This is a genomic window from Paraburkholderia terrae, assembly GCF_002902925.1.
Taxonomy (GTDB): domain Bacteria; phylum Pseudomonadota; class Gammaproteobacteria; order Burkholderiales; family Burkholderiaceae; genus Paraburkholderia; species Paraburkholderia terrae.
In genome coordinates this window covers 86,685-103,206 of sequence record NZ_CP026111.1, presented here as the reverse complement: position 1 = coordinate 103,206, position 16,522 = coordinate 86,685, and the positions used below count along the sequence as shown (strand labels likewise).

Annotated in this window: 14 protein-coding genes; 11 read left to right on the top strand and 3 right to left on the bottom strand. The window is 63.4% G+C overall.

All coding sequences use genetic code 11. From position 1 onward, the window contains the following. Positions 1-8 precede the first annotated feature (8 nt). The 7 genes from C2L65_RS00475 (at position 9) to C2L65_RS00445 (ending at position 5,538) form a co-directional block, all read left to right on the top strand. A complete protein-coding gene (locus tag C2L65_RS00475) occupies positions 9-806 on the top strand; it encodes an FAD binding domain-containing protein (protein WP_042312944.1) in 798 nt (265 codons plus the stop codon). Positions 807-928: 122 nt separating this feature from the next. After that, entirely contained in the window at positions 929-1,816 is an 888-nt protein-coding gene (locus C2L65_RS00470) for an AAA family ATPase (protein ID WP_042312942.1), read from the top strand. 5 nt (positions 1,817-1,821) lie between these two features. Beyond that, positions 1,822-3,063, top strand: a complete 1,242-nt coding sequence (locus C2L65_RS00465; protein WP_042312965.1) for a vWA domain-containing protein — start codon at positions 1,822-1,824, stop codon at positions 3,061-3,063. After that, entirely contained in the window at positions 3,054-3,635 is a 582-nt protein-coding gene (locus C2L65_RS00460; protein WP_042312941.1) for an SRPBCC family protein, read from the top strand. The genes C2L65_RS00465 and C2L65_RS00460 overlap by 10 nt, the downstream gene beginning before the upstream one ends. Next, a complete protein-coding gene (locus tag C2L65_RS00455) occupies positions 3,608-4,636 on the top strand; it encodes an XdhC family protein (RefSeq protein WP_042312940.1) in 1,029 nt (342 codons plus the stop codon). Before C2L65_RS00460 ends, C2L65_RS00455 begins: the two co-directional genes overlap by 28 nt. Before the next feature lie 121 nt (positions 4,637-4,757). Beyond that, positions 4,758-5,213 (top strand): type II toxin-antitoxin system RelE/ParE family toxin, encoded by a 456-nt coding sequence (locus C2L65_RS00450; RefSeq protein WP_427910146.1) that lies wholly within the window; start codon positions 4,758-4,760, stop codon positions 5,211-5,213. Continuing rightward, positions 5,197-5,538 carry an XRE family transcriptional regulator gene (locus tag C2L65_RS00445; protein ID WP_042312938.1) on the top strand — a complete coding sequence of 114 codons (342 nt, stop codon included), beginning with the start codon at positions 5,197-5,199 and terminating at the stop codon, positions 5,536-5,538. The genes C2L65_RS00450 and C2L65_RS00445 overlap by 17 nt, the downstream gene beginning before the upstream one ends. A 15-nt stretch (positions 5,539-5,553) precedes the next feature. Here the strand turns inward: C2L65_RS00445 and C2L65_RS00440 are convergent, their stop codons facing one another. Beyond that, positions 5,554-6,279, bottom strand: a complete 726-nt coding sequence (locus C2L65_RS00440) for a PepSY-associated TM helix domain-containing protein (protein WP_042312935.1) — start codon at positions 6,277-6,279, stop codon at positions 5,554-5,556. Positions 6,280-6,677: 398 nt separating this feature from the next. Here C2L65_RS00440 and C2L65_RS00435 point away from each other — a divergent pair, with 398 nt between their 5' ends. Then, positions 6,678-8,675, top strand: a complete 1,998-nt coding sequence (locus C2L65_RS00435; protein ID WP_042312934.1) for a DUF3857 domain-containing transglutaminase family protein — start codon at positions 6,678-6,680, stop codon at positions 8,673-8,675. Positions 8,676-8,698: 23 nt separating this feature from the next. On the opposite strand, the gene C2L65_RS00430 is transcribed toward C2L65_RS00435, so the two are convergent. After that, complete coding sequence (locus C2L65_RS00430) at positions 8,699-9,730, bottom strand: serine/threonine protein kinase (RefSeq protein WP_042312959.1); 1,032 nt, start codon at positions 9,728-9,730, stop codon at positions 8,699-8,701. Positions 9,731-9,846: 116 nt separating this feature from the next. Further along, positions 9,847-10,059, bottom strand: coding sequence for a hypothetical protein (locus C2L65_RS00425; protein WP_007582104.1), 213 nt, complete (start codon positions 10,057-10,059; stop codon positions 9,847-9,849). Between the two features lie 440 nt (positions 10,060-10,499). Between C2L65_RS00425 and C2L65_RS00420 the strand changes: the two genes are divergently transcribed. Genes C2L65_RS00420 through C2L65_RS00410 form a run of 3 tightly spaced genes read left to right on the top strand, consistent with a single transcriptional unit; the run spans position 10,500 to position 16,521 of the window. Continuing rightward, complete coding sequence (locus C2L65_RS00420; protein ID WP_042312932.1) at positions 10,500-13,682, top strand: efflux RND transporter permease subunit; 3,183 nt, start codon at positions 10,500-10,502, stop codon at positions 13,680-13,682. Positions 13,683-13,741: 59 nt separating this feature from the next. Further along, positions 13,742-15,019 carry an efflux RND transporter periplasmic adaptor subunit gene (locus C2L65_RS00415; protein ID WP_042312930.1) on the top strand — a complete coding sequence of 426 codons (1,278 nt, stop codon included), beginning with the start codon at positions 13,742-13,744 and terminating at the stop codon, positions 15,017-15,019. An 11-nt stretch (positions 15,020-15,030) separates the two neighbouring features. Beyond that, a complete protein-coding gene (locus C2L65_RS00410; protein WP_042312958.1) occupies positions 15,031-16,521 on the top strand; it encodes an efflux transporter outer membrane subunit in 1,491 nt (496 codons plus the stop codon). Position 16,522 lies beyond the last annotated feature (1 nt).

The following is a 16,522-nucleotide window of genomic DNA, read 5'->3' as shown; positions in this document are numbered from 1 at the left end:
AGGCCGACATGTATTCATTCGACTATCAACGTGCAGCCGATCCGAAAAGCGCCGTGGCTAACCTGAGCGCCGACAGCGAAGCGAAGTATCTGGCGGGCGGACAAAGCCTGTTGCCAACGATGCGCCTGCGTCTCGCGCAGCCATCGAAGCTGATCGACGTCACGCGCATTCCGCAGTTGAAGGAGATTCGCGTCGAGCCGGCCAAAGTGACGGTCGGCGCGGCCGTCTGTCATGCGGACGTGGCGAGTCACGCGGACGTGCAGCGCGTATTGCCGGTGCTTGCGTTTCTCGCCGGGCATATCGGTGACCGGCAGGTGCGCTCGCTCGGCACGATCGGCGGATCGATCGCGAACAACGATCCCGCGGCGGATTATCCCGCCGCCGTGCTCGGCCTCGACGGAACCGTCGTCACCGACCGGCGCCGCATTTCAGCGACGGATTTCTTCGTCGGTATGTATGAAACCGCGTTGCAGCCCGACGAACTGATCGTCGCCGTCGAGTTTCCGGTGCCGGAAAAAGCCGCGTACGAGAAGTTCAGGAATCCGGCGTCGCACTTCGCGTTGACGGGCGTGTTCGTCGCGAAGACGGCGGGCGGTGTGCGCGTCGCGATCACGGGCGCGGCGTCGTCGGTGTTTCGCGCGACGGACATGGAGAACGCGCTCGCCGCGAACTTCACGGAAGCCGCCGCGCGCGGCGTGACGGTCGCACCGGACGATCTCAACACCGACATGCACGCAAGCGCTGAATATCGCGCTCACCTGATACCCGTGCTGACGGCGCGAGCGGTGCGAGCCGCAAACGGTTAGCGGACGCGGCGTGCGAGGCGTTTGAGCATCCGAGGCCCGGCGCGTCCGGGCCATTTCGTTTATCGGGTTTGTCCAGCTTCTTCAGTGTTCGAGCGATGCAAGCCGAAGTGCCAGGGAGGACCATGCAGCCCGCTTCAATCGACGACACCCTCGCCCAACTCACTGCGCAAGGCTACTTCGCGAGCCGCGAGCTGGCGACCGCGCTGTTTCTCGCGCTGCGCATGGAACGGCCGCTGTTCGTCGAAGGCGAGCCGGGCGTCGGCAAGACGGAATTGGCGAAAGCGGCGGCGGGCATGCTCGGCACGTCGATGCTGCGGCTGCAGTGCTATGAAGGGCTCGATACGGCGAGCGCGCTGTACGAGTGGGACTATCCGCGGCAGATCATGGCGCTGCGGCTCGCCGAAGCGGCCGGCGAGAAACCCGACAGCAGTACGCTGTATCGCAGCGAGTTTCTGTTGAAGCGACCTCTGCTGCAGGCGCTCATGCCAGATGAGCATCATCCTGGCGCGCGGCGTGTGTTGCTGATCGATGAAATCGACCGCGCCGACGAGCCGTTCGAAGCGTTCCTGCTCGAACTGCTGTCGGACTTTCAGGTGTCGATTCCCGAATACGGCACGGTGCGCGCCGAGCATCCGCCACTCGTCGTGATGACGTCGAATCGCACGCGCGAAGTGCATGACGCGTTGAAGCGCCGCTGTCTGTATCAGTGGATCGGTTATCCCGACCGCGAGCGCGAACTGGCGATCGTCGCGGCGCGCGCGCCCGAAACGGGCGAAGCGCTGCAACGCCGCGCCGTCGATTTCGTGCATCGGCTGCGCGGCATGGATCTGTTCAAGGCGCCCGGCATTGCCGAGACGATCGACTGGTGCCGCGCGCTCGCCGCGCTCACCGTCACCGAACTCGATCCGCAGTCGGTCCACGACACGCTCGGCGTGCTGCTCAAGTATCAGGACGACCTCGCGCGATTCGACGCCGAACAGATCCGCCAATGTCTTGCGGCGGCGGAGTAGCGTCGATGATGCCCGTCAGCGATCCCAACACCGCGACGCTCGCACGCAACGTCGTGCATTTCGTGCGGTTGTTGCGCGGCGCGGGCTTGCCGATGTCGCCCGCGCAGGCCGTCGATGCGCTCGAAGCGTTGCGCTGGATCGATCTCGACCGGCGCGACGACGTACGCGCGGCGCTCGCCGCGTTGCTGTTGTGCGCGCCCGATGAGCGCGACCTCTTCAACACCGCGTTCGATCTCTTCTGGCGCGATCCCGATTGGGAAGGCAAGCTGCGCGCGCTGCTTCTGCCGAAGGTGACGAGCGGCATCCCGCCGCCGAAGCGCAACAACCGGCTCGCCGACGCGCTCGCGGCGCATCACGCGAAGCAGCGCAAGCAAGCCCCGCAAGCCGCCGATAAAGACCGCCACGAACTGCACGCGCACGTGACGTTCAGCGCCGAAGAGCGTCTGCGTCATCGCGATTTCGACACGCTCACCGCAGACGAATGGCGCACGCTGCGCCACCTGATTCGCGCGCAGCGTCTGCCGCTCGCGATGGAGCCGACGCGCCGGCTGAAAGCGGCGTCGCGCGGCACACATGCGGACCTGCGCGCGAGCGCGCGACATGCCGTGCGCGCGGGCGGTGACTGGACCGTGTGGAAGTATCGCGCGGTGGTCGCACGCAAGCCGCCGCTCGTGCTGTTGCTCGATATTTCCGGCTCGATGAGCAGTTATTCGCGTGCCGTGCTGTATTTCTGCCATGCGCTGCTGCAATCGCGCGAACGCTTGCAGGTGTTTCTGTTCGGCACGCGCCTCACCAACGCGACGCGTGCGTTAAAAGAACGCGATCCCGATGTCGCGATTGCTGCGCTCGCGGATCAGGTGGTCGACTGGTCGGGCGGCACGCGCATCGGCGCGGCGCTCGCCGAATTCAACCGCCGTTGGGCACGCCGAGTGCTGACAGGCAGGGCGACCGTGCTGCTCGTCACCGATGGCCTCGATCACGAAGCCATCGACGTGCTCGAAACCGAAATGGCCCGCCTGCGCCGCTTCGCGCATCGCATCGTGTGGCTCAATCCGTTGTTGCGTTACCGCGAATTCTCGCCGAAAGCGCGCGGCGTACAGGCAATGCTGCCGTTCGTCGATGCGCACAAGCCAGTTCACAATCTCGACAGCCTGGCTGCGTTCGGCCGCGATCTCGCGCAATTGACGCGCGTGTCCCGCGATGCCGCGCGCGCCGCGATCTCTGGAGGAGCGACGTCATGGAGTTGACCGAAACCTACACGCTACCGGTGCCGCAGCAGCGCGCATGGGACGCGCTGAACGACACGGAGATTCTGCGCGCGTCGATTCCCGGCTGCGACAGCATCGAACCGGACGGCGAGAACGCGTACGCCGTCGCGTTGAGCGCGGCTGTCGGACCGGTGAAGGCGCGCTTCAAGGGCCGCATGGAACTCACCAATATCGACGCGCCTCACACGTATACGATCGTGTTCGAAGGCCAGGGTGGCGCGGCTGGCTTCGGTAAAGGGCAAACGCATGTGACGCTCGAACCTGAAGGCGACGAAGCGACGAAGCTCACCTATACCGCCACTGCGCAGGTCGGCGGCAAGCTCGCGCAGATCGGCTCGCGGCTCGTCGACGGCGCCGCGCGCAAGCTCGCGGGTGAGTTTTTCAAGCGCTTCGGCGAGCAATTGACGGGCGGCAGTGGCGGAGTGCAGGCAGAATCGGGCGATTCAGGCGACACTGCGAGTCCTGTCGACGACGGCGAAGCCGCCGCCGAAGGCAGTGGCGAAGAACCGAAGAGGAAGAAATCATGGACAGCGTGGATCTCGAAGTCCTGAAGTCCAGCGCGCGCTGGCTCGAACAGGGACATCGCGCGCTACTCGTGACGGTCGTGAAGACGTGGGGCTCGTCGCCGCGTCCCGAGGGCGCGATGCTCGTCGTGCGCGACGATGGCGCGGTGGTCGGCTCGGTGTCGGGCGGCTGTATCGAAGACGATCTGATCGATCGCGTGCGTCAGCGCGGCATCGAGCAGACGAAGCCTGAAGCGGTGAAGTACGGCATTTCGGCCGAAGAGGCGCATCGCTTTGGTTTGCCGTGCGGCGGGACGATTCAGCTCGTGCTGGAGCCTTTGACGGAGGCGAGCGGCATCGCTGAACTGTGCGATGCCGTTGAAAACGGACGTCTTGTTGCGCGCACGCTCGATATGGAAACGGGTGTCGCGCGTTTGGGCCCCGCGCAAGCAACGGATGGCGTCAACTTCAACGACAAACGTCTGCTGACGATACACGGCCCGCGATATCGGATGCTGGTGATCGGGGCGGGGCAACTGTCGCGCTATCTGTGCAATATCGCGGTCGGGCTCGACTATCAGGTGACCGTGTGCGATCCGCGCGAAGAGTACACGGATGAATGGGACGTGCCGGGCACCAAGGTCGTTCGTACGATGCCCGACGATACCGTGCTCGATATGAAACTCGATGAGCGCTGCGCCGTGATCGCGCTCACGCATGATCCGAAGCTCGATGATCTCGCGCTGATGGAGGCGTTGAAAACGCCTGCGTTTTATGTCGGTGCGTTGGGCTCGCGGCGCAATAACGCGGCGCGGCGCGAAAGACTCAAGGAGTTCGATCTCACCGAGACCGAACTCGCTCGGCTGCATGGGCCGGTTGGGATTTATATCGGCAGCAGAACGCCGCCTGAGATCGCTGTGTCGATTCTTGCCGAAGTGACGGCGGCCAAGAATGGTGTGTCGCTGCCGACGCTGCTGCAGGTCGAAGGCGCCAAGGCGGCGCGTGAGATTGCGGCTAGCGGGGGAGCGGCTTGTAGTATTCCGGATTAAATTCTCTCAGACCGCGAACAGTGCCTGTTCGCGGTCGATTTCTCTCGCCTGGCTTTAGCCATTCGGCTGACTGTCGCCGGGTTCTTCTGATCCCTAGCATCGAATTTTTGCGGACTGCCTCGTGGCTTCACTGTCGCGTCGTGACTCGTCCGCAGTCGCCACTATTCCCTTGACGGAATATTCCATGGAGGCTATATTTTCGATGACTTGGGACGTTGAGTACACCGATGCATTTCAGGCGTGGTGGGAAGGGCTGCGGAAGGCGGAGAGAGAGTCGATCGCGTCGACGATCCTCTTGCTCAAGGATCAAGGTCCCCAGCTGCCGTTCCCGTACTCCAGCAAGATCATAGGTTCGACAATAGGAAATCTGCGGGAACTACGAATTCAGCATCGCGGAAAGCCGTATCGAGTGTTGTATGTGTTCGATCCGCGACGCACTGCTGTATTACTGCTCGGCGGCGACAAGACTGGCCACGAACGTTGGTATCAACAGAACGTACCGCGAGCTGAAATCATCTATCGTGTGCACTTGCTGCGCACCACGCATGGAGGAGCCAAAGATGGCGAAAAAATTTGAAGAGCTCTGGCTGAAAATGCCGCCGGAGTCACGCGCCCGTTCGGAAGCGATGGCGGAGAAACTTCGCGCCGCAATGCCCCTTCACGGCTTGCGTCAAGCGCGCGGCCTTTCTCAGGAAGCGCTCGCAAAGCGCCTCAACGTCAAGCAACCCAGTATCGCGAAACTCGAACAGCGCACGGACATGTATATCTCGACGCTGCGCGATCACATCCGCGCACTCGGCGGCGAGCTTGAAGTCATCGCGCGCTTTCCGGAAGGCGAGGTGAAGATCACCAACTTTGCGCAAATCGAAGACCCGATCCGCGAAGAAGCGCAAGACGACTGACGGGGCACCATAGACTCACATCAACCCACAAACCACCGCCGCCAAGATCGACCCGCCAACCAGCACGACACCCACGGTCCGCCGCTTGTTGAGTTCCGTCCACAGCAGCACGCCCGTCAGCGACAGCAGAATCAGACTGCCCGCGATCGTATCGATCAACAGCACCCAGCCGACGCTCAACCCAACGCCCTTATGCAGGTTGTTCATCGTGCCGAGAAACGAGTTTTGCGTGCGCTTCACCGACACGAAGCCGTTGCCCACCCAATACTCGGCCTGCACGTTCTGCCCCGGCGCGGCGATCGCAATCTGCCAGAACTCCGGCTGCACGGCGCTTTGATCGCCCCACGCGACGGGGTGCGCAGGCTCGCGGCGCGCCCTGCCCGGCTTGCCATCGATATGCAGTTCGTCCTTCAGCCAGTGCGCCATGTCGCCGGGCGACTTGAAGCCTTTCTGCGGCAACGCAATCTGCAGCTGCTCGACCTGCGGCTCACCTGACGACACCTTCAGCGGTCCCGCACGGTGATTCAGCAGAAAGCCCGTCACGCCGAACAGCAGCCCGAGCACGGCGCCCCATAGCCCGACCCAGCCATGCACCTTGCGCAGCCACTTGATGAAATTCGCCCGTCGCGAGCGCTGACGCCGCGCGGCCAGCTCGTCCGCGTCCAGTTGCTGGACGCCAGCAGCGGGCATCATGCCCGCACGGGCAGCAGGCTTCAGTTCGATCGATTCGGGCGCGTTCATCGTGTTCCTGGCAAAACGGGTCGTGCGTCGCTGGCGTGAGGCGACGTTGGAATGGAAACTGGAAATGCCGTTCCGGAGCGGAACGACGGATACCCGAAGCGTGCTTGCCGTGTGACAGATGGCAGCTATGGCATTCCGGGCAAAAGCAGGATGGTCATCAAAGAGCTGGCTGGCTGCTTTGCCACGAGGAGAAAGATGACAATTAGCTGGCGACGCCCCTCAGATGAGAATAACTATCATTACACAGAATGTGATTTCTTTCAATCCCGAAGGCTTGAGCCAACTTCCGGAAAATGTTGCCGTTGTGTGCGGTTTGCCCGCTTGACACAAACGTCGTGTGATTTTGAAGTGTGAGATGCGACAGAACTAGACCAATTCCTTCGGACGCCTGATTCCCCATGCGCCTTTTCACGATCTTCCGTATCGCGATGGCTGCTTGCGCCTTTTGCACAGGCGCGGTCCGCGCCGCCGACCAGGCGGCTAACAACGCAGGCCTGTCCACACTGAACGCAGCAACCGCCGCACCCGTCGAGCCGTACACGAACGAACGCGAAACCCAGACCTTCACGGTGAACGCGGACGGCTCCTATACGAAGGTCGACGAAATGACGCTGCGCGTGAACAACGAGGCGGGCGTCGCGCGTGTTGCGCAGTACTACATCTGGTTCAACCGCAACATGGCGAGCGTCGACGTTCTGGAGGCGTACACGACATCCGCCGACGGCACGCGCCACGACGTGCGCCCCGAGCAGATTCGCGACGTGCAAGAAGCGCGATCGTTCGATGCGCCGATGTTCCAGGACATCCTCGAAAAGGTGATCGTGTTTCCCGCCGTCGAGCCGGGTGTGCGCGTATACCTGAAGTATCGGAAGACGCAGATGCAGCCGATCGTGCCGGGCCATTTCAGCGACTTCACACCGCCCGATCTCGCGCCGACTCATAACTTCCGTCTCGTCTACGATCTCCCCGCTGACAAGCCGCTTTATGCAGACGCACGCGGCTTCACCGCACTGCCGCCATCGACGGAGAACGGCCGCACGCGTTATGAGTTCCGCTACGACAAGGCGCATTTCGCGCGTCTCGAATATGGATCGATTGCGTACGTGAGCTATGGCGACCGGCTGATGGTCTCGACGTTTCCCGACTACGCCGCGTTCGCCGCCAGGTATCGCGAATCAGCCGTCGATGCCAGCGGCAGCGATCCGGCAATCGTCGGACTGGCCCGCTCGCTCACCGCCGGCGATCAGACGCCGCGTGCAAAAGCCAGGACGCTCTACAACTGGGTCCGCAAGAATGTGCGCTACGTCGCCGTCAATATCGGACGCGGCGCCGTCGTGCCGCATCGCGCGACGGAAATCCTCGCGCTGCGTTATGGCGACTGCAAGGACCACGTCGCGCTGTATGGCGCGCTGCTCGACGCCATCGGCATTCGCAACGAGCCCGCGCTGATCAGCAGCGGCACGATCTACACGCTGCCCGACGTGCCCGGCTACGGCGTGCTAAATCACGTGATCACGTGGCTGCCCGAGCTTCAGCTATACGCCGATTCGACCGCGCCGAACGTCGAGTTCGGCTATCTGCCGTCCACCGACATGAACCGCCCCGTTGTGCTCGTCAACGAAGGCGTGCTGTCACGCACACCGTCGACGGCCACGATGTCACGCACCACCGATCTGTCGATCAACGTCGCGCACGATGGCTCCGCGACCTTCGTCTACCGGCTGGAATCCGCAGGTTGGGCCGCAGAACAGGGGCGCGCGCTACTGCGCATGCAAACGCCTGCGCAGCGCGAAGAGTCGCTCCAGGCGGAACTGCGTTTCGTGAACCTCTCGGGCACAGCAACGCTATCGACCAGCAACCTCAACGCAACTGACGGCCCACTGTCGCTCACGATGAAAGGCAAACTCGAAGACTTCGTCGTGCCTGGCACAGCCGCGTCGATTCCGGCGCTCACGAGCTTCGTCGGCGGGTTTCAGTCGGACGCGCGCTACTGGCTCGGCGAGCGGCAGCGCACACAGCCTTTCGTGTGTCGCAATGTCGAGTTGCACGAGCGCACGCAGATTGCACTGCCTGCAAATTTTCGCGTGCTAGATATGCCGGAAGCAATGGCCGCGCGAGACCGCTTCATCGACTATCGCTCGACCTATTCGTACGACGCGAACGCGAATGTCATCACCGTGACGCGCGACGGGACCACACGTTTCGGCAGCGAGGTCTGCTCGCCTGAGGATTTCACGCAGATGCGCGCGGGCATCGAAACGATCGGCCGCGACGTGCGCGCGCAAGTGATCGTACGTTCGACGCTTGTGGATGTGGCACGCGGCGCTTCATCGACGCTATCGGTGCCGTCACGCGTGATCGCTGGATCGCCAGCCCGCGCTCAATCCGCCGACTGACGAGCGCGACACACGCTCGAGCATCACACCGGCCAGAGCGGCCCTTCCTGCATCGCGCCGACCTGCTCGCGCAGCTCGAGAATGCGGTCTTCCCAATAGCGTTGCGAGTTGAACCACGGAAACGCGGCGGGAAACGCCGGATCGTCCCAACGACGCGCGAGCCACGCCGAGTAGTGAATCAGCCTCAAGGTCCGCAACGCCTCGATCAGATGCAGTTCGCGCTGATCGAAGTCGCAGAAGTCCTCATAGCCCGCAAGCAGATCCGTCAACGCGCGCGACGCCTCGTTGCGTTCGCCCGGCAGCAGCAGCCACAGATCCTGAATGGCGGGGCCCATGCGGCTGTCGTCGAAATCGACGAAATGCGGGCCTGCGTCGGTCCACAACACATTGCTCGGATGACAGTCGCCGTGCATGCGCAACTGGCGCACGTCGCCGGCGCGCTCGAAGGCCTGCTCGACGCCTTCCAATGCCATCTTCACAACCGCTTCCCACGCTACCCGCACGTCAGCGGGCACGAAGTCTTGAGAGAGCAGATAGTCGCGCGGCTCGTAGCCGAAGGTTTGAATGCCGAGCGTCGGGCGCGCCGCGTAGTTCACCGTCTGACCAACCGCATGAATGCGCCCGATAAACCGGCCAAGCCATTCGAGTGTGTCCTTGCGGTCGAGATCGGGCGCACGGCCACCGCGCCGTTCGAAGATGGAAAAGCGAAAGCCGTCGAACGTATGCAGCGTGCGGCCATCGAGCGTGCGCGCCGGCACGGCGGGAATCTCTCGCTCGCACAGTTCCGCGACGAATGCGTGCTCTTCGAGAATTGCTTCGTCGGTCCAGCGCTCCGGCCGATAGAACTTCACGACAACAGGCGGCCCGTCTTCGACGCCGACCTGATACACGCGATTCTCGTAGCTGTTGAGCGGCAGCATGCGCCCATCCGTGCGCACGCCTACCGTGTCGAGCGCGCTATCGAGCGCGTCCAGCACGACTTCGGGCGTGAGGCGGGCGAAGGGAACGGCGTGGCCGTCCTGCGGAGTGGGAATCTCGGGAGTGTCTTCGTTCATGCCCGCATTGTGCGCCGTGCCGCGAGCAAAAACGAGCGCCAGTGTCACTCGCGATGCGTCGACCGCTCAGCGGCGCCGCATCTCGTCAATCACGACAGCAGGCAGGAAGACCGCGATCAATGTATCTGCGCGCCAGCGGGGCGGACGAATTCGCCCGTGTCGATCAGATCCTCGAGGAAAAAGGGTTCCGTGTTCAGTATCTTCGACGTCCCCGGCTCGCCGGCGTACCACGCCACCATCGCCATGTCGCCGAGAATGCGCATCACGATCCCGCGCGCACCTTGTGGTACGGCGATATGCACGGATCGAACAATAGAACCGACTTGCATGATGTTTCCCCGTTCTCCCAATTGCCGGCTTGTTTGGGACTGCGCCGGTCAACGTGATGATAAAAGCGCCGCAACATCCGAGTGGTTGCGTACGCACCTGAATCCTAAAAACCAGGGGCCAGGATCGACTCGCATCCCATCCGGCGCACATGCACCGATGCGAACCCCTGAGCCCCATTGTTGCCCTTTTGGGCGCTTTGGCAAAGTAAAAAGTAAGGCCTCGTGAGGCATCCGTTCCGTCAATTCGACTTACGAAACCCTAACTGTAACGACCCGTAACAGGCCCATCATAAACCGGACCGCAGGGTAGTCTCAAAAATGTCGATGTAAGCTACGATACGCGTTATATTCCAGTCGCGCACGCCCGGCCGGGCCGCCGTCGCGCAATGCTCGCTGCCGCCAGAAGCAGCGGCCCCCGCCCTCATCGGACCGCCCTTTTCATGTGGATCGTTCGTCTCGCGCTGCGGCGCCCCTATACGTTTGTCGTGCTCGCGCTGCTGCTGCTGATCATCGGCCCGCTGACGATCCTGCGCACGCCTACCGACATCTTCCCGAACATCGACATTCCCGTGCTGTCGGTGATCTGGACGTACAACGGCCTGCCTGCCGACGAGATGGAAAAGCGCATCGTGCTGAACTACGAGCGCGGGCTGTCCGTCGCGGTGAACGATATCGAGCACGTCGAATCGACTTCGCTCAACGGTATCGCCGTCGTCAAGATCTTCTTTCAGCCGCACGCGAACATCAACGAAGCGCTCGCACAAGTCACGGCGCTGTCGCAAACGCAGCTGCGTTCGCTGCCGCCCGGCATCACGCCGCCGAACATACTGCGATACAACGCATCCACCGTGCCTATCCTGCGGCTGTCGCTGTCGTCGCCGTCGCTCACCGAACAGGAGCTGTTCGACTACGGTAATAACTTCCTGAAAACGCAGCTCGCGACCGTGCCGGGCGCGTCGGCGCCGCTGCCGTACGGCGGCAAGCAGCGTCAGATCATGGTCGATATCGATTCGCGCAAGCTGCAGGAGCGCAACCTGTCGCCGATGGACGTGGTGAATTCGATCACCGCGCAGAACCTGATCGTGCCGACGGGCACCGCGAAAATCGGTTCGACGGAATACTCGGTGCAGTTGAATGCGAGCCCCGATTCGCTCGCAGGCCTGAACAACATTCCCATCAAATCGGGGCCGAACGGCACCGTCTATATTCGCGACGTCGCGCATGTGCGTGACGGTTATCAGCCGCAAACCAACATCGTGCGCGTGGACGGCCAGCGCGCATCGCTCTTGACCATCAACAAGAGCGGCAATACATCCACTCTGGAAATCGTCGATCGCATCAAGACCATGATGCCGGCGCTGCGCAATCTCGTGCCCGAGTCGCTGAACATCGATCCCGTCGCGGACCAGTCGCTGTTCGTGCGCGCGTCGGTGCAAGGCGTGCTGCGCGAAGCGCTGATCGCCGCGTGCCTGACGGGCCTGATGATTCTGCTGTTCCTCGGCAACTGGCGCGCAACACTGATCATCGCCGTGTCGATTCCGCTGTCGATGATCACCTCGATCATCGCGCTGTCCGCGCTCGGCGAGACGATCAACATCATGACCTTGGGCGGGCTAGCGCTCGCCGTCGGTATTCTGGTCGACGACGCAACAGTCGCGATCGAGAACATCAGTCATCAGCTCGAACAGGGCAAGAACCTCGAACAGGCGATTCTCGACGGCGCGCATCAGATCGCCATTCCAACGCTGGTTTCCACGCTGTCGATCTGTATCGTGTTCGTGCCGATGTTCCTGCTGACGGGCGTCGCGCACTATCTGTTCATCCCGCTCGCCGAAGCCGTCGTGTTCGCGATGCTGGCTTCGTACTTCTTCTCGCGAACGCTGGTGCCGACGCTCGCGAAGTATCTGCTGCGCCATCATCATCGTCCCGCCGACTTCCATCATTCGCACGAGACGCGCAACCCGTTCATGCGCGTACACCTCGCGTTCGAGCGCGGCTTTGCGACTCTGCGCGGGCGTTATCGTGCGTTTCTCGTGGCGCGCGTCGCGCGGCCCGGCATCTTCGTGACGGGCTTTCTCGCGTGCTGTCTGCTGTCGCTGCTGCTGATGCCGTTCCTTGGCCGCGACTTCTTTCCTGCCGTCGATGCCGGCACGATCGCGCTGCATCTGCGCGCGAAGACGGGCATGCGTGTTGAAGAAACGGCCGTCGTCACCGATCGCGTCGATGCGCGCATCCGCGAACTGATCCCGCGCGACGAGTTGCATTCGATCATCGACAACATCGGCTTGCCCGTATCGGGTATCAACCTGTCGTACAGCGCGACGGGCACGATCGGCACGTCGGATGCCGACATCCTGATCAGCCTGAACCCCGATCACAAGCCGACGGCCGAATACGTGCGCAAATTGCGCCGCACGCTCACCGACGAATTCCCCGGCGTGCAGTTCGCGTTCCTGCCCGCGGACATCGTCAGTCAGACGCTGAACTTCGGCATGCCGTCACCGATCGACATCCAGATTGTCGGGCGCGACGTGCCAGGCAGTCGTGCGTTCGCCGCGATGCTGCTCGACAAACTGCGCGCGATACCGGGTTTTGCGGATGCGCGCATCCAGCAGCCGTCCGACCTGCCGCGCATCTTCGTCGACGTCGACCGCACGCGCGCGCAACAGGCGGGCTTCACGCAGCGCGACGTCGCGAGCAATCTGCTGATCACGCTGTCGGGCAGCCAGCAGACGACGCCGACGTTCTGGCTCAATCCGCGCAATGGCGTCAGTTACAACGTGATCACGGAAGCGCCGCAGTACACGATCGATTCGCTGCAATCGCTCGCGAACATTCCGCTGAACGCGAACGGCCACACGAACATTCTCGGCGCGCTGTCGACGATGCGGCGCGAAGCCGGCAACGCCGTGCTCACGCACTACAACGCGCAAACCACGATCGATATCTACGGCACCGCTGACGGCCGCGATCTAGGCGCCGTCTCCGACGATATCCAGAAGATCATCGCCGACACCAAGGCACAATTGCCGAAGGGCTCGTCGATCGAGCTGCGCGGCCAGGTGCAGACGATGAACGACTCGTTCTCGGGCCTGTTCACCGGCCTCGTGTTCGCGATCGTGCTGGTGTATCTGCTGATCGTCGTGAACTTCCAGTCGTGGCTCGATCCGTTCATCATCATCACGGGTTTGCCGGGCGCGCTGGCGGGCATCGTATGGATGCTGTTTCTCACGCATACCACGCTGTCCATTCCGGCGTTGACGGGTGCGATCATGTGTATCGGCATCGCGACGGCGAACTCAATTCTGGTCGTCAGCTTCGCGCGCGAGCAGTTGCTCGAACATGGCGACGCAACGCGCGCCGCCATCGAAGCGGGCTTCACGCGCTTTCGTCCCGTGCTGATGACGGCCCTCGCGATGGTAATCGGCATGGTGCCGATGGCGATCGGCCTCGGCGAAGGCGGCGAGCAGAATGCGCCGCTCGGGCGCGCGGTGATCGGCGGCTTGACCATCGGCACGATTGCGACGCTGGTGTTCGTGCCCGTGGTGTTTTCGATGATCTATCGACGGCTGTCGGAAAGACGCGCACGCGCCGCCGCGCATGTCGTCCAGAAGCCGCAATAAGGTGGCCGACGTGGCCACGGTCATAACAACGATGCGCAAGCACAGTATCTGGAGTTCTGATGGAAGGGAATCGTCCTGATGAGTCCGCGCCGCACGGGGAAGGCCCGCGCAGCTCATCGAAACGTTCGCGCTGGATCGTAATCTGCGCGGCGATCGTCGTGCTGGCGCTCGCTGCGCAGGGTATCTGGTCGCGTCACGATGCGCAGGCCGCACTCGAACGCGATGCGCAGCATTCCGCGCAACTGAGCGTCGAAGTGGTGAAGCCGCAGAAATCCGCGGCCGCGCTCGATCTCGTGCTGCCCGGCAACGTGCAGGCGTTTCTCGATACGCCGATCTACGCGCGCACCAACGGCTACGTGAAGAAGTGGTACGCGGATATCGGCGCGCGCGTGAAGGCGGGGCAACTGCTCGCCGAAATCGACACGCCCGAAGTCGACGATCAGTTGAAAGCGGCGAGCGCCGATCTGGCCAACGCACAAGCGACCTACACGCTCGCCAAAAGCACCGCCGACCGCTGGTCAGAGATGCTTCGCAGCAATTCCGTCTCGAAGCAGGAAACCGACGAAAAGGTCGGCGACATGCTCGCGAAGAAAGGCACGCTCGACGCGGCGCGCTTCAACGTCGCGCGGCTCGAAAAGATGCAGTCGTTCCAGAAGGTCTACGCACCGTTCGACGGCATCGTGACCGCGCGCAACGTCGATGTCGGCGCACTGATCGATGCGGGCAGTTCGGGCGGCCCGGCGAAGGAACTGTTCCATGTCGCGCAGGCTGACCGGCTGCGTGTCTACGTGAACGTGCCGCAGGCATACGCGCAGGATGTGAAGGCGCAGCAGAGCGCGTTTCTGACGCTCACCGAAACGCCGGCGAAGCACTATCCCGGCACGGTCGCGCGCACGTCGGGCGCCGTCGATCAACAGCAGCGCACGATGCTGGTCGAAGTCGATGTCGACAACCGCAACGGCGATCTGCTGCCGGGCGCTTATGCGCAGGTCCACTTCGCGCTGAAGTCGCAGGCGGCCGCGCCGTACACGCTGCCGGGTAACGCGTTCCTGTTTCGTCCGGACGGCGTGAAAGTCGCGACCGTCGATGCGCAGCAACGCGTGAAGCTCGTCAAGGTCGCGCTCGGCACTGACTACGGCACGCGCGTCGCCATCGCCTCCGGGCTGACGGGCGACGAGCAGGTGATTCTGAATCCGCAGGATTCGATCGTCGACGGCGCGGCGGTGCGGATCGTGCATCCGAAAGCGGGCGGCGCGGCGGGTGCGTCCGGTGCTTCGGGCGCCTCTAGCGGCTCGTCTTCGCCGCAAAGCGAGCAGACTGCAAAGGCACAAGAGTGAGCACGTATCGTATGCGTCTTCGTTCGGTGGCTTTCGCGCTGATGAGCGCGAGTCTCCTTGCCGCGTGTACGGTCGGCCCCGACTACAAGCGGCCCGCTGCAACGACGGCCGCCACCTACAAGGAACTCGAAGGCACAGGCTGGAAAACGGCCGAGCCCGCCGACGCGCGTATCCGCAGCGCCTGGTGGGAGGTCTACAACGACCCTGCGCTGAACGCACTCGAACAACAGGTCGCCAGCGCGAACCAGAACGTGCAGGCTGCGCAGGCGCGTTTTCGCGCAGCGCGCGCGCAGGTCGAGCAGTTCCGCTCGCAGTTCTTCCCCGTCGTCACCGCGAACGGCGGCTACTCGCGCGCGCGGTCGTCGGAGAACGTGAAGTTCAAATCGACGGCGGGCAAGACGCTCGACGACTGGATCGTCGGTGCCGACGCGACGTGGGAACCCGATTTGTGGGGCCGCGTGTCGCGCAGCGTCGAAGGCGCGCGCGCGAACGCGCAGGCAAGCGCCGCCGATGCGCAAAGCGCGCTGCTGTCGATGCAGGCCGAACTCGCGACGGACTATTTCGAACTGCGCGGCATCGACCGCGAAAAGCAACTGCTCGACGATACGATCGCTGCCTACAAGGAAGCCGTCGAACTCACGCAGAACCGCTACAAGGGCGGCATCGCCACCGACGCCGACGTCGCGCAGGCGCAGACACAGTTACGCACGACGCAGGCGCAGGCGATCGATCTCGGCGTGCAGCGCGCGCAGCTCGAACACGCGATCGCGATCCTGATCGGCCAGACGCCGTCGACGTTCTCGCTGCCTGTTGCGCCGCTCGTCGCCGTGCCCGCCGTCGCGCCCGTGGGCGTGCCGTCGACACTGCTCGAGCGGCGGCCCGACATCGCCGCCGCCGAGCGGCAGATGGTCGATCTGAATGCGCAGATCGGCGTCGCAACAGCGGCGTATTTTCCGAATCTGATTTTGTCGGTGACGGGTGGGCTCGAGGCGACCAATTTCAGTGACTGGCTGCTTGCACCCGCCCGCTTCTGGTCGCTCGGGCCGACGCTCGCCGGCACGCTGCTCGACTTCGGCGGACGCGCCGCGAAAAAAGCCGAAGCGCAGGCGAACTACGACGAAGGTATCGCGCAGTATCGGCAGACAGTGCTGACGGCGTTCGGCCAGGTCGAAGACAACATCGCGGCCTTGCGCGTGCTCGAACAGGAAGCGCAAGCGCAGGACGACGCCGTCTCGGCCGCGCAACGCTCGCTCGCGATCGTGTCGAACCGCTACAAGAACGGCGCGATCACGTATCTCGACGTGGTGGTCGCGCAAACGACGGCGCTCACCAACGAGCGCCAGGCGGTCTCGATCGCGCGCCGCCGGATGGCCGCGAGCGTCGCACTGATCAAGGCGCTCGGCGGCGGCTGGGACGTGACCTCGTTGCCCACCGACGAACAGCTCACGCATCCCGATGCCGTCGATCAGCCCGCGAGCGCGCCCGGCGCGACGCGCGGCTAAC

Coding starts and splice junctions, on each gene's coding strand:
- C2L65_RS00475 (WP_042312944.1), top strand. CDS start 9: ATGTATTCATTCGACTATCAACGTGCAGCCGATCCGAAAAGCGCCGTG.
- C2L65_RS00470 (WP_042312942.1), top strand. CDS start 929: ATGCAGCCCGCTTCAATCGACGACACCCTCGCCCAACTCACTGCGCAA.
- C2L65_RS00465 (WP_042312965.1), top strand. CDS start 1,822: ATGATGCCCGTCAGCGATCCCAACACCGCGACGCTCGCACGCAACGTC.
- C2L65_RS00460 (WP_042312941.1), top strand. CDS start 3,054: ATGGAGTTGACCGAAACCTACACGCTACCGGTGCCGCAGCAGCGCGCA.
- C2L65_RS00455 (WP_042312940.1), top strand. CDS start 3,608: ATGGACAGCGTGGATCTCGAAGTCCTGAAGTCCAGCGCGCGCTGGCTC.
- C2L65_RS00445 (WP_042312938.1), top strand. CDS start 5,197: ATGGCGAAAAAATTTGAAGAGCTCTGGCTGAAAATGCCGCCGGAGTCA.
- C2L65_RS00440 (WP_042312935.1), bottom strand. CDS start 6,279: ATGAACGCGCCCGAATCGATCGAACTGAAGCCTGCTGCCCGTGCGGGC.
- C2L65_RS00435 (WP_042312934.1), top strand. CDS start 6,678: ATGCGCCTTTTCACGATCTTCCGTATCGCGATGGCTGCTTGCGCCTTT.
- C2L65_RS00430 (WP_042312959.1), bottom strand. CDS start 9,730: ATGAACGAAGACACTCCCGAGATTCCCACTCCGCAGGACGGCCACGCC.
- C2L65_RS00425 (WP_007582104.1), bottom strand. CDS start 10,059: ATGCAAGTCGGTTCTATTGTTCGATCCGTGCATATCGCCGTACCACAA.
- C2L65_RS00420 (WP_042312932.1), top strand. CDS start 10,500: ATGTGGATCGTTCGTCTCGCGCTGCGGCGCCCCTATACGTTTGTCGTG.
- C2L65_RS00415 (WP_042312930.1), top strand. CDS start 13,742: ATGGAAGGGAATCGTCCTGATGAGTCCGCGCCGCACGGGGAAGGCCCG.
- C2L65_RS00410 (WP_042312958.1), top strand. CDS start 15,031: ATGCGTCTTCGTTCGGTGGCTTTCGCGCTGATGAGCGCGAGTCTCCTT.